This is a genomic window from Streptomyces sp. NPDC054794, from assembly GCF_053611585.1.
The window spans coordinates 51,397-63,661 of the sequence record NZ_JBSHAQ010000057.1; the positions used below are offsets into that span (position 1 = coordinate 51,397).

Annotated in this window: 10 protein-coding genes; 8 read left to right on the forward strand and 2 right to left on the reverse strand. The window is 71.8% G+C overall.

Features of this window, described 5'->3' with window-relative positions; translation table 11 throughout:
- Window positions 1-45: 45 nt before the first annotated feature.
- The gene (locus ACWGKT_RS39775) at window positions 46-849 is read left to right on the forward strand and encodes a L,D-transpeptidase family protein (protein WP_453277508.1); all 804 of its coding nucleotides are present in this window, start codon (window positions 46-48) and stop codon (window positions 847-849) included.
- 54 nt (window positions 850-903) lie between these two features.
- Complete coding sequence (locus ACWGKT_RS39780) at window positions 904-2,586, forward strand: peptide-N4-asparagine amidase (RefSeq protein ID WP_453277509.1); 1,683 nt, start codon at window positions 904-906, stop codon at window positions 2,584-2,586.
- 97 nt (window positions 2,587-2,683) lie between these two features.
- On the opposite strand, the gene ACWGKT_RS39785 is transcribed toward ACWGKT_RS39780, so the two are convergent.
- Window positions 2,684-3,133 (reverse strand): MarR family winged helix-turn-helix transcriptional regulator, encoded by a 450-nt coding sequence (locus ACWGKT_RS39785; RefSeq protein WP_235454434.1) that lies wholly within the window; start codon window positions 3,131-3,133, stop codon window positions 2,684-2,686.
- A gap of 115 nt (window positions 3,134-3,248) precedes the next feature.
- Here ACWGKT_RS39785 and ACWGKT_RS39790 point away from each other — a divergent pair, with 115 nt between their 5' ends.
- Both ACWGKT_RS39790 and mltG read left to right on the forward strand, forming a co-directional pair.
- Window positions 3,249-5,096, forward strand: coding sequence for an ABC transporter ATP-binding protein (locus ACWGKT_RS39790; RefSeq protein WP_356152433.1), 1,848 nt, complete (start codon window positions 3,249-3,251; stop codon window positions 5,094-5,096).
- Window positions 5,097-5,242: 146 nt separating this feature from the next.
- Complete coding sequence (gene mltG, locus ACWGKT_RS39795) at window positions 5,243-6,175, forward strand: endolytic transglycosylase MltG (protein ID WP_453277510.1); 933 nt, start codon at window positions 5,243-5,245, stop codon at window positions 6,173-6,175.
- 12 nt (window positions 6,176-6,187) lie between these two features.
- Here mltG and ACWGKT_RS39800 read toward each other — a convergent pair whose 3' ends face one another.
- Window positions 6,188-7,270: an NAD(P)-binding domain-containing protein gene (locus tag ACWGKT_RS39800; RefSeq protein ID WP_453277511.1), complete on the reverse strand. Its 1,083-nt coding sequence runs from the start codon at window positions 7,268-7,270 to the stop codon at window positions 6,188-6,190.
- A gap of 89 nt (window positions 7,271-7,359) precedes the next feature.
- Between ACWGKT_RS39800 and ACWGKT_RS39805 the strand changes: the two genes are divergently transcribed.
- The 4 genes from ACWGKT_RS39805 (at window position 7,360) to ACWGKT_RS39820 (ending at window position 11,690) form a co-directional block, all read left to right on the forward strand.
- Window positions 7,360-7,782 carry a secondary thiamine-phosphate synthase enzyme YjbQ gene (locus ACWGKT_RS39805; RefSeq protein WP_356152428.1) on the forward strand — a complete coding sequence of 141 codons (423 nt, stop codon included), beginning with the start codon at window positions 7,360-7,362 and terminating at the stop codon, window positions 7,780-7,782.
- A 728-nt stretch (window positions 7,783-8,510) separates the two neighbouring features.
- A complete protein-coding gene (locus ACWGKT_RS39810) occupies window positions 8,511-10,370 on the forward strand; it encodes a phage tail sheath family protein (protein ID WP_453277512.1) in 1,860 nt (619 codons plus the stop codon).
- A 34-nt stretch (window positions 10,371-10,404) separates the two neighbouring features.
- Window positions 10,405-10,929 carry a phage tail protein gene (locus ACWGKT_RS39815; RefSeq protein ID WP_004003113.1) on the forward strand — a complete coding sequence of 175 codons (525 nt, stop codon included), beginning with the start codon at window positions 10,405-10,407 and terminating at the stop codon, window positions 10,927-10,929.
- A 32-nt stretch (window positions 10,930-10,961) separates the two neighbouring features.
- Complete coding sequence (locus ACWGKT_RS39820; protein WP_453277513.1) at window positions 10,962-11,690, forward strand: T4 family baseplate hub assembly chaperone; 729 nt, start codon at window positions 10,962-10,964, stop codon at window positions 11,688-11,690.
- Window positions 11,691-12,265 lie beyond the last annotated feature (575 nt).

Below are 12,265 nucleotides of genomic sequence, written 5' to 3' on the forward strand. Positions count from 1 at the left end.
CGGAAGTTCGCGCAATGCGGTGGTACGTGGTGCCAGGATGTCCGGATGCGGATCGACGGGGTGTGGATCGACGGTGTGCGGAGAGTGGCGTTCGCGGTGGCGGCCCTCGGCATCCTCCTGGCAGGCCCGACCGCCTGCGGCTCGGCGCAGCACCGCGACACCGACGCGACGGGACACCGAGGCAGCGGCGCCGAGCCCGGCGGCCCAGCCGGATCACCCGATGCCGGATCCCCCCGCCCTGGATCGCCCAGCCCCGGCCCTCAGGACCCGACCCGCATTCCGGACGTCGGCGACCGTCTGCAGCGGCGGATTCCGGTCGACTCCGGCCAGGTGGTGGCGGTCTACGGCGACGGCAGGGACTCGGCGGACTCCACGGTCGTGCTGTACGCCAAGTACGGCGCGAACTGGCGGCGCGTCCGCGCCTGGCCGGCGCACAACGGCAAGAGGGGCTGGACCACCTATCACCGCTCGGGCGACCGGCGCAGCCCGGTCGGCGTGTTCACCCTCACCGACGCGGGTGGGGTGCTCGACGATCCGGGTGCCCGACTGCCGTACACCCGGGACTCCGCCTTCGCCGCACCGCGCTGGTGGCCCGCGACGCACTGGCACGACTTCGACTACGTCATCGCCATCGACTACAACCGGGTCGCGGGAACACCGCCGAACGACCCGACGCGCCCCCGGGGAGAGGAGAAGGGCGGGAGCATCTGGCTGCACATGGACCATGGCAGCGGTACGTCGGGGTGCGTCAGCATGTCCAAGTCCGACATGGAGTACCTGCTGCGCACGCTGGATCCGGACCGGCATCCCGTGGTGGTGATGGGGGACAGGGCGGAGTTGACGGCCTGATTGGCGCGTGGCGTCGTTGCGGGGAGCGTGTCCGTGCCCGTAGAACAGCGGTCCATGAGAAGCCGGATAGTCATGTCCATGCTTGCCGGAGTGACCCTCCTGGCCGGCACCCTCCTCGGAGCGACAGCCGCTCCGGCCCGATCCGCCGACGCCCCCGCCGAGTTCGGCACCGACTGGCACGACCCGGTGACCGCCGCCCCGCCGATCGCCAAGCCGGACGCCAAGTCCTGCCGCGTCACCCTCGCCGAGGCCCAGTTCCGTGACTTCACGCCGTACAAGGGCGCGTACACACCGCCGGACGGCTGCGGGGATCGCTGGAGCAAGGTGGTGTTACGCCTCGACGGCAAGGTGAAGGGGCGCCAGTACGACCGGCTCGGCTATCTGCACGTCGGTGGCGTCGAGGTCCTGCGCACGTCGACGCCGGAGCCGTCCCCGGACGGCGTCGAGTGGTCGGTGGAGAAGGACGTCACTCGCTACAGCGACACCTTCCGCCGGGCGCAGGACGTCGAGATGCTGATCGGAAACGTCGTCGACGACACGTACACGGGCGTCATCGACGTCAAGGTGACGTTGACCTTCTACCGGGCCGACCCCGTGCTCCACCAAGGCGGTCTCACCGTCGGTCGGGCCAACTCCGAGGCCGGCCAAGGCGACTCCGCGATCGGTCGAAGCCTCTCCGGCGCCGTCCCCGACCGCGTCCTGCCCCTGTCCGGTACGACCCTCACCACGCCGGGCAACAGCGAGCGCATCGTCGCCGAGGTGTACGCCACCGGATCGGGCGGCGGCTGCGAGGAGTTCTGGTACCTGACCGCGCCCGACCCGGCACCGTACTCCTGCAAGGCCGACAAGGGCCCCTATCGCGAGGTGCAGATCAAGGTCGACGGGCAACTGGCTGGAATCGCCGCCCCGTTCCCGAACGTGTGGACCGGCGGCTGGTCCAACCCGTTCCTCTGGTATGTCGTCCCGGCGCCGCGCGCCTTCGACGTCAAGCCGATCGAGTACGACCTGACCCCCTTCGCCGGGATCCTCAACGACGGCCACCCGCACAAGGTCGAGGTCTCCGTCGCCGGCGTCCCCGAGGGGCAGGCAGGGTGGAGCGCTCCGGTGAACGTGCTGGTCTGGCAGGACGAGCATCGCGCGCACGTCACCGGCGGGCTCACCGTGGACAAGGCCACCGACCTGGCCAACTCGGCGACGTACACGTACGGTTCCGAGGAGCACCGGGTCGACGCCGAGGCCGGTCACCGGCTGACCGTCTCCGGATACGTCGACACCTCGCACGGTCGCGTGACGACCACCGTCCGCCGGACGCTGGCCCACACCTCCGCGCATCGCTGGACCGAGGGTGAGACGACCGACGGACTCGACGCCACCTGGACGGACGACGAGACCGTCACGGTCGACGGCCACGGACCGGCCCGGACGACGCACACGCACCGGACGTACACGATGGACGGTGCCACGACGCTCAGCGCGGGCGACCGGCTGCGCACCACCCTCACCCTCGGGGACCGGGCGGCCGTCGTGGAGACCCGTGGCGGGCGGCGCACCGCGTGGTCACGGCTCGACGACACCTACACCGGCGACGCCTCGTACACCCTGAACGTGCCGCGCGATCAGCGGCACGCGGTCGGCACGACGGGCGAGCGCTACCGGCTGTACGGCTCGGGCGGCTGCTACGACCGCTCCCTGACCACGGTCCAGGGCATGCTCACCGAGGATCGCGCCGGCTGCTGAGCCGACGGGTGTGCGACGCGTCCCCGGCCCCGCCGCGACGCGCCGCACACTTGCCGCGCACCGCAGCCGGACGGCGGATCGCCCCCTCGCCGCGCGTTCAGCAGCGCTCGGCCGCCGCTCCGTCCACGAGCGTGTCGAGCAGGCCGCCGAGCAGCTCGCGCTGCTCCTCCGTGAGCGGGGCGAGGATCTCCTCCGCCGCCGACCGGCGCGCCCCGCGCAACTCGCGCAGGGTCGTCCGGCCCTCGTCCGTGAGCTCGATCCGGGTCACCCGCCGGTTGGTCGGATCGGCCACCCGCCGCACCTTGCCGCTCGCCTCCAGCCCGTCGACCAGGGTCGTCACCGCCCGCGGCACCACCTCCAGCCGCTCGGCGAGGTCGGCCATGCGCGGCGGGGAGCCGTAGTGCGCGAGGGTGCGCAGCAGGCGCGACTGGGCCGGGGTGACGCCCAGGCCGCGCCGCTCCAGATGGCGCTTCTGGATGCGGTGCACCCGGCGGGTGAGCCGCAGCAACTGCTCGGCGAGCAGGCCCTCGGGATCGGGGGAGGTCATGCGGGAACAATATCAGGACCTAGTTCATTGTTACCTATACTCACAATGAGCTACGATCCGTCAGTCATCGTCGGCCGGCCTCCGTGCCGACGCCCGCTCACCTCCGTAGGAGCCCATGCATCCCGACCGTGAACCCTCTTGGACACCGCCCGCCGAGGCGAAGGAACAGCCCCGGCAGGTGCGCCGCATCCTGCGCCTCTTCCGCCCCTACCGCGGCCGGCTCGGTGTCGTCGGCCTGCTGGTCGGCGCCTCGTCGCTGGTCTCGGTCGCCACGCCGTTCCTCCTCAAGGAGATCCTCGACGTCGCGATACCCGACGGCCGCACCGGCCTGCTGAGCCTGCTCGCGCTCGGCATGATCCTCAGTGCCGTCCTCACCAGTGTCTTCGGCGTCCTGCAGACGCTGATCTCGACGACCGTCGGCCAGCGCGTCATGCACGACCTGCGCACCGCCGTCTACGGCCGCCTGCAGCGCATGTCGCTCGCCTTCTTCACCCGCACCCGCACCGGCGAGGTGCAGTCCCGCATCGCCAACGACATCGGCGGCATGCAGGCCACCGTCACCTCCACCGCCACCTCCCTGGTCTCCAACGTCACCAGCGTCGTCGCCACGATCGTCGCGATGGTCGCCCTCGACTGGCGGCTGACCGTCGTCTCGCTGGTCCTGCTGCCGGTGTTCGTGTGGATCAGCCGCCGCGTCGGCGACGAGCGCAAGAAGATCACCACCCAGCGCCAGAAGCAGATGGCCGCGATGGCCGCCACGGTCACCGAGTCGCTCTCGGTCAGCGGCATTCTGCTCGGCCGCACCATGGGCCGTTCCGACTCGCTGACCAGGTCCTTCGCCGAGGAGTCGGAGCAGCTCGTCGACCTCGAAGTGAGGTCGAGCATGGCCGGCCGCTGGCGGATGGCCGTGATCACGATCGTCATGGCCGCCCTGCCCGCCGTCATCTACTGGACCGCGGGTGTCGCCCTCCAGCTCGGCGGCCCCCAGGTGTCGCTCGGCACCATCGTCGCCTTCGTCTCGCTCCAGCAGGGCCTGTTCCGCCCGGCCGTGAGCCTCCTGTCGACCGGCGTGCAGATACAGACCTCGCTCGCGCTCTTCCAGCGCATCTTCGAGTACCTCGACCTGCCCATCGACATCACCGAGCGGGACCAGCCGGTCCACCTCGACCAGGTCAAGGGCGAGGTCCGCTTCGAGGGCGTCGAGTTCCGGTACGAGAACGGCGAGGACACTGCCGACAAGGCCGGTTCCGTCCGCGCCGTGCGCCCTGTTCGTCCCGTGCTCGACGGGATCGACATCACCGTCCCGGCGGGCAGCAGCCTGGCGGTCGTCGGGCCCACCGGCGCGGGCAAGTCCACGCTCGGCTACCTGGTGCCCCGGCTGTACGACGTCACCGGCGGCCGCGTCACCCTGGACGGCGTCGACGTCCGCGACCTCGACTTCGACACCCTCGCCCGCGCGGTCGGCGTCGTCTCCCAGGAGACGTACCTCTTCCACGCCTCGGTCGCCGACAACCTCCGCTTCGCCAAGCCGGACGCCACCGACGACGAACTGCACGCGGCCGCGAAGGCGGCCCAGATACACGACCACATCGCCGCGCTGCCCGACGGCTACGACACGGTCGTCGGCGAACGCGGCCACCGCTTCTCGGGTGGCGAGAAGCAGCGCCTCGCCATCGCCCGCACGATCCTGCGCGACCCGCCGGTCCTCATCCTCGACGAGGCCACCAGCGCCCTGGACACGCGCACCGAACACGCGGTCCAGGAGGCCATCGACGCCCTGTCGGCCAACCGGACGACGCTCACCATCGCGCACCGGCTGTCCACCGTCCGCGGCGCGGACCAGATCGTGGTCCTCGACTCCGGGCAGGTTGCCGAACGGGGTACGCACGAGGAGCTGCTGGAGCGCGAGGGGCGGTACGCGGCCCTGGTCCGCCGGGACGCGCGACTGGAACCGACGGGATGACGCAGGACCGGACGCGGTGCCGCACGACCGGACGCGGTGCCGCACGACCGGACAGTTGACGCGCGACCGGGCGCGGCGACGCGCAACTGCGTCGACAAGCTGACGATATGCCGGATTTGCGGAGTTATGCGGGTTAACGTGCCCGCATGCAGATGAACACTCCGCCACGGAGCACGATTCGACTGACGCGCCGGGGCAAGCTCGCCCTCGTCGTGACCGGCGCCGTCGTGGCCGGCACCGCCGTGGCGGTGCCGCTGCTGAACCACCTCGCCGGCGGCAAGGACACCAAGCCCAAGACCCTGGTGATCCCGGAGGGCTGGCGCGCCAGTCAGGTGTACGACGCCATCGACAAGGCCCTCGCCGTGCCGACGGGCACCACCCGTATGTCCATCGCCAAAGCCGGTCTGAGGCTGCCGGGCGACGCCGGGGGCAACCCCGAGGGCTTTCTCTTCCCGGCCACGTATCCGATCCCCGAGGGGGCGACCCCGCAGTCGGTGCTGCAGAGCATGGTCGACACCGCGAACAAGAGGTTCAACGGGGCGCCCATCGCGGCCGGTGCGCAGCGCAACGCGATGAACATCTACCAGGCGGTCACCATTGGGAGCATCGTCCAGGCCGAGGCCGCCGGCAAGGCCGACATGGGGAAGGTGGCCCGGGTCGTCTTCAACCGGCTGAACCGCGGCATGCCGTTGCAGATGGACTCCACCATCAACTACGCGCTGAACCGGAACACGCTCAGGACGAGCATGGACGACACCCGGATCGACAGCCCCTACAACTCCTACCAGCGCATGGGGCTGCCGCCCACGCCCATCGACAACCCGGGCGAGGACGCCGTGCGCGCCGCGATCAACCCGCCGCCGGGCGACTGGCTGTTCTTCGTCACCGTCAAGCCCGGCGACACCCGCTTCACCTCCGACTACGCGGAGCACCAGCGCAATGTGGCCGAGTTCAACGCCCTGCAGAAGTCCCCGACCCAGCCGAGCCGGAGTCCGGCGCAGACCGCGCCGCAGAACCCCACGCAGTCCCAGCAGAGCCCCGCTCAGTCCCGGCAGGCCCAGACGGCGACGCCGAGGTGACCCGACGGGACGTCACGCGGCGGCGGGCAGCGGCTCCCCGGCGAGCAGCCGCCTGATGTCCCGTACGGCCGCGCGGCCCGCCCGGTTGGCCCCGACGGTGCTCGCCGAGGGGCCGTAGCCGACGAGGTGGACGCGCGGATCGGCGACCGCACGGGTCCCCTCGACACGGATCCCGCCGCCCGGCTCGCGCAGTCGCAGCGGCGTCAGATGGTCCAGGGCGGCCCGGAACCCGGTCGCCCACAGGATGACGTCGGCCTCGACGCGCTTACCGTCCCTCCACTCCACTCCGTCCGGAGTGATCCGGTCGAACATCGGCTGCCGGTCCAGGACACCGTTCCGCAGCCCCTGTCGGATCGCGTCGTTCAGCGGCAGCCCCGTGACCGAGACCACGCTCCTGGGCGGGAGTCCCTGCCGCACCCGTTCCTCCACGAGGGCGACCGCCGCGCGGCCCACGTTCTCGTCGAACGGCCCCTCGCGGAAGACCGGCGGGCGCCGGGTGACCCAGGTGGTGGCTGCCGCGTACGGGGCGAGCTCCAGCAGGTGCTGCGTGCCGGAAGCGCCCCCGCCCACCACGATCACCCGCAGGCCGGCGAACTCCTGCGGCCCCGCGTACTGCGCGGTGTGCAACTGGCGCCCGCGGAAGGTCTCCTGTCCGGGGTAGCGCGGCCAGAACGGCCGGTCCCAGGTGCCGGTGGCGTTGATCAGCGCACGCGTCGACCAGGTCCCGTCCGAGGACTCCACCAGCAGCCGCCCGCCGTCGCCCTCGCGGACCGTGCGGACGTCCACGGGCCGCCGTACCCGCAGGTCGAAGGCGCGCTCGTAGGCGGCGAAGTACCCGCCGATGACCTCGGCGGACGGCCTGGCCCGATCCGCGTCCGTCAGTTCCATCCCCGGCAGCGAGTGCATTCCGTGGACCCTGCCGTACGTCAGCGACGGCCACCGGAACTGCCAGGCTCCGCCCGGGGCAGGGGCGTGGTCGAGGACCACGAAGTCGCGGTCCGGCTCGAAACCGGTGCGGCGCAGGTGATAGGCGCTGGACAGACCCGCCTGACCAGCGCCGATGACCACTACCTCGACCGCGCGCGTGTTGTTCACGCTTCCACCAACAGCGCCACGCCCATGGATCTTCCCGCGCGGTGCGCCGACCCCGGCAGGCGGGGGTTCACTGGGGCCAGGATGGGGGTATGTCAGATGCCTTCACCACACGAGTGCTGCACGTCGCCACCGGTACCCGGGAGCGGGTGGTCGACCTCACCGACGACATCGAGGCCTTCCTGCGGGAGGCGGCGGCCGGCCGCAGCGGCCTCCTGAACGTCTTCGTCCCGCACGCCACCGCCGGCATCGCCGTGATCGAGACGGGTTCCGGGAGCGACGACGACCTTCTGGCCGCCCTGCACACCCTCCTGCCCGCCGACGACCGCTGGCAGCACCGCCACGGCAGCCACGGCCACGGCCGCGACCACGTCCTCCCGGCGTTCGTACCACCCCACGCCACGCTGCCCGTCCTGCATGGACAACTGGAACTGGGTACCTGGCAGTCGGTCTGCCTGGTGGACACGAACCGCGACAACCCCGACCGCCAGGTGCGGCTGAGTTTCCTCGGCTGAGCAAGATCGCCCTGGGGGCGGCCGCCGGATCTCCGTACCTTGCGTGTCCTCTTCATCGACCGGTGTGGTGTCAATGGCGGACGCCCCCAGGCCCCGTGTGCCTGACCGTGCCGCCGGGGGGCTTCCCGCGACGAGGCCGCTCGTAGGTGTCGGCGTCAGTGCCAGGGGTGACCGGGCCGTCCTCGGTGATCCGGGACGCCGCCGCGACCCCAGCCGCCAGGTGTGGGTGCGTTCGGGCGGAACCGGCCACGGTGGGTTGTGTGCGGCTGGAGAAGTCCTGGAGGGCGCGCGAAGGGTCGCACGAGGTCGGAGGTGCGGTGGCTGCTGGGCCCCGGGGTGTGCCGGGGTTCGGCTTTCGTTCTTTGCCGACGTGGCGTGTGCAGAAGGTGTGGACCCTCTGTCGGGGGCGCGCGGGTGAGGTGTGGGAATACCGGTGATCGACCTTCACGAAACCTTCTCGTGGGCTGGCCAGAAGGTGCCTTGTTCGCTCAACTTCACAAGCACCAAGGTGGGTTGAGCACTTGAGCATCAGGAGTCACAAGCGCGCTGCTTGACCCGGACACCGACCGTCCGGGCACTGACGGGGGAACTGTTGCGGTGCGCTCGGCCACGTCGTTCACGCGTACGGGGCCCGACTGTCGCGCCGATCCGGAACAACGTCCCTCCGCTGTCTTTCTCTTGGTGCCTTCGTCCGGTGCCCGAGACAGTGATTAGGAGGGGGAAAGCCGATGAGCGCGGTGAGCGCCGCCAAGCCGACGTACCCCGGCGTCTACGTCGAAGAGCTTCCCAGCAGCACCCGCACCATCTCGACCCTGACCACTTCGGTGACCGCCTTCGTGGGGCACACCCGCCGCGGTCCGCTGAACGAGCCGGTACGCGTCACCAGCTTCGCGGAGTTCGAACGCCGCTTCGGCGGCCTGAGCGCACGCAGCGCCGTCGGCTACGCGGTCCACCAGTTCTTCGGCAACGGCGGCACGGTCGCCGTCATCGTCCGGGTCACCAAGACCGGCAGCGGCAAGGCCGCCTGCGTCACCCTCAAGTCCACCGAGGGCCACAGCGACAGCCCGGTCCTCGAGGTGCACGCCAAGGAGCCCGGCCTCTGGGGCAACGGCCTGCGCGTCGCCGTCGACCACGACACGCCCTGCCCCGACGAGACCTTCAACCTGCGCGTGTACGACGCCCGGGGCGAGGCCCGGGAGAGCTTCACCGGCCTGTCCATGGACCCCTCGAACGGCCGCTACGCGCAGACCGTCGTCAACGCGGGCTCCCGGCTGATCCGCGTCGAGGTGGTCGGCGAGGGCCGCCCCGACCCGTCCGGCACCGTCTCCAAGCCCTTCGGCCACGACCTGCCCGACCTGGCCGTCGACCTCACCGTCAAGATCGGTGACGTGGAGCGCGAGTTCACGCTCTACGACCCCGACTGCGACGGAGAGGCCCTGTGCTCCGTGGCCGAACTGGCGCTGCTGCTCGAACGCAAGCTGCGCGCCCTGCCCGACGCGCCCGGCAAGCACGCCTTCGCCGGCGCCGAGGTCACCGCCTTCGGCCGCCGCATCCAGGTCGTCGCGGGCTCCACCGACCCCGAGGACGTCGTCCGCTTCCTCGGCGAGTGCGCCAACGACCTCGGCCTGGAGGCCTCCGTCAACCCGCCGGTCTTCCCGCTGGCGGGTGGCGAGGACGGCGAGGCACCCGGTCCCGGCGACCTCATCGGCTCCGAGGCCGACAAGACCGGTATCCAGGCGCTGCGTTCGGTGGCCGACGTCAACCTCCTGGTGCTGCCCGAGCTCGCGGCGTACGAGAAGGCCGAGGACGCGATCACGGTCGTGTCCGCCGCCCAGCGGCTCTGCCAGGAACGGCGGATCTTCCTCCTCGTCGACGCGCCCGGCACCTGGGTCAGCGTCGACACGGCACGGGCCGGGATCGCCGCCTTCGACGCCGTACGCGGCAACCACGCGGGCCTGTACTTCCCGCACCTGCAGCTCACCGACCCGCTCACCGGACGGCTGCGCTCCTTCCCGCCGTCCGGCGCCGTCGCGGGCGTCATCGCGCGCACCGACTCCGAGCGCGGCGTGTGGAAGGCACCGGCCGGCACCGAGGCGCGGCTCGCGGGCGTGCACTCGCTCACGGTCAACCTGACCGACCGCGAGACCGGCCTGCTCAACCCCCTCGGCGTCAACTGCCTGCGCGGCTTCCCGCTGACCGGCCCGGTGGTGTGGGGCGCCCGCACCCTGGAGGGCACCGACGCCCTCGACAGCGAGTGGAAGTACGTGCCCGTGCGGCGCCTCGCCCTGCACGTGGAGGAGAGCCTCCAACGCGGCCTGCAGTGGGTCGTGTTCGAGCCCAACGACGAGAACCTGTGGCAGCAGATCCGCCTCAGCGCCTCCTCGTACCTGCACACGCTCTTCCGCCAGGGCGCCTTCAAGGGCGGCACTCCACGCGAGGCCTACTTCGTCAAGTGCGACAGCGACACCACGACCGACGAGGACGTCGCGAACGGGATCGTCAACGTGCTCGTCGGCATCGCACCGGTCCGCCCGGCGGAGTTCGTGATCGTCAAAATCCAGCAGACGTCCGGGCAGTTCGAGCTGTAGGCCCGCGGGAATCTTGGAGAGCTGAAGGAATCCGATGGCAGAGTTCACCGTCAACGCCCATCGTTTCGACCCCTACAAGAACTTCAAGTTCCTGGTCCTGTGGGACGGTCGCACGGTCGCCGGCATCAGCAAGATCAGTCCACTGAAGCGGACCACCGAGGTCGTCAAGCACCGCCACGGCGGCGACCCGTCCTCCCCGCGCAAGTCGCCGGGACGCTCCGAGTTCGAGGGCATCACCCTGGAGCGCGGGGTCACCCACGACCCCGAGTTCGACCGCTGGGCCAACAAGGTCTGGCAGGTCGGCGCCGGGCTCGGCTCCGAGGTGTCCCTCGCCGACTTCCGCAAGGACATCGTGATCCAGGTCCTCAACGAGGCCGGCCAGGTCGCCGTCTCGCACAAGCTCTACCGGACCTGGCCGAGCGAGTACCAGGTGCTCGGCGAACTCGACGCCAACGCCAACGCGGTGGCCATCCAGTCGCTGAAGCTGGAGTGCGAGGGCTGGGAGCGGGACTACGAGGTCCCCGAGCCCGAGGAGCCCTCCTTCCTCAACCCGGCGTGAAAGGGCGGTAGTCGAGGAAATCGGGGGAAGACATGGCGATCACCGGGGCGGCCGGTCTGCTGGCCACCTGGGAGGCGGGACTCGCCGAGGCGCCCGCCGGACGCGCCGTGCTGCTGCACGGCACGGCGCGTCCGGACCTCGACCCCGCCGCACTGCTGACGGTGCCGGTGGGCGAGCGCGAGTCCGACCTGTTCGCACTGCGCCGGGCGCTGTTCGGCGAGCGCATGCAGGTGCGGATGGAGTGCCACGCATGCAGTGCGGACATGGAGTTCGACCTGGACGCCGGGGAGTTCGCCAAGTCGCTGGGCGCGGCGGGGGAGTCGGTCGTCCGGCTGTCGGAGGACGGCTGGGACCTCGCGTTCCGGCTCCCCGCCGCCGCCGACCTGACGGCGGCGGCCCGGGCGGCCGACCCGCGCGCCGCGCTGCTCGCCGGCTGCCTGGTCTCGGCCGTCCGCGACGGAACGGCCGTGACCGCCGACGCCCTCCCGGCGCCGGTCCAGCGGCGGATCGCCGACGCCGTCGAGGCGGCCGACCCGGGCGCCGACGTGACGCTCAACGTCGGCTGCCCCGAGTGCGGCACGGCCACCCGCGCCGAACTCGACATCGCCTCCTACCTGTGGACCGAACTGGACACCTGGGCACGCGACGTGCTCCTCGACGTCCACCTGCTCGCCACCGCCTACGGCTGGAGCGAGCCGGAGATCCTGGCGCTCAGCCCGCTGCGGCGCCGCTACTACCTGGAGCTGTGTGCGGATGTCTGACTCCTCCTCGGGGGCGCCGTCGGCGGAGCCCGACTTCCTGGACCGGCTGATCGCCCGGCACACCGCCCCTCGTCCGGACGCGGTGCGGGTACGCCCTCGGCTGCCCGGCCCGTTCGAACGGGTGGAGGCGGTACGGTCCCGGACCCCTGACCCCGACGCCACCGACCCGGTGGCCCGGCCGTCCGCCCCGCCGACCGCCGTACCGGACCGGGACGCGCCGCGCCGGGCCGCCGCCGAGGTCCGGCGGCACACGGAACGGGAGCGGACCGTCGTACACACCGAGCGCGCGGCGGCCGAGTCCCAGGCGCGCCCCGCTGCGCCCGTCACGCCGGCCGCGCCGCTGCTGCGTCCCGTCGCGCCCCTGGCGCCGGGACCGCTGTCGGCGCCCCGGACCGGGCCGCGCACGTCCGGGCGAGGTCGCCCGGAACCGGGCGTGGACCGGGCCGCGGCACCCGTGCCCTTCCCCCCCGGCACGGGCGCCGCTCCCCCCACCGTCGGGGGGGGGGGCCCCGCCCCCCCCCCCCCCCCCCCCCCGGCGGCCCGCCCCCCCCCGCCGCCCCCGCCGCCCCCCCGGG

Coding starts and splice junctions, on each gene's coding strand:
- ACWGKT_RS39815 (WP_004003113.1), top strand. CDS start 10,405: ATGGCAGAGTTCACCGTCAACGCCCATCGTTTCGACCCCTACAAGAAC.
- ACWGKT_RS39810 (WP_453277512.1), top strand. CDS start 8,511: ATGAGCGCGGTGAGCGCCGCCAAGCCGACGTACCCCGGCGTCTACGTC.
- ACWGKT_RS39775 (WP_453277508.1), top strand. CDS start 46: ATGCGGATCGACGGGGTGTGGATCGACGGTGTGCGGAGAGTGGCGTTC.
- ACWGKT_RS39780 (WP_453277509.1), top strand. CDS start 904: ATGAGAAGCCGGATAGTCATGTCCATGCTTGCCGGAGTGACCCTCCTG.
- ACWGKT_RS39805 (WP_356152428.1), top strand. CDS start 7,360: ATGTCAGATGCCTTCACCACACGAGTGCTGCACGTCGCCACCGGTACC.
- ACWGKT_RS39820 (WP_453277513.1), top strand. CDS start 10,962: ATGGCGATCACCGGGGCGGCCGGTCTGCTGGCCACCTGGGAGGCGGGA.
- ACWGKT_RS39790 (WP_356152433.1), top strand. CDS start 3,249: ATGCATCCCGACCGTGAACCCTCTTGGACACCGCCCGCCGAGGCGAAG.
- mltG (WP_453277510.1), top strand. CDS start 5,243: ATGCAGATGAACACTCCGCCACGGAGCACGATTCGACTGACGCGCCGG.
- ACWGKT_RS39785 (WP_235454434.1), bottom strand. CDS start 3,133: ATGACCTCCCCCGATCCCGAGGGCCTGCTCGCCGAGCAGTTGCTGCGG.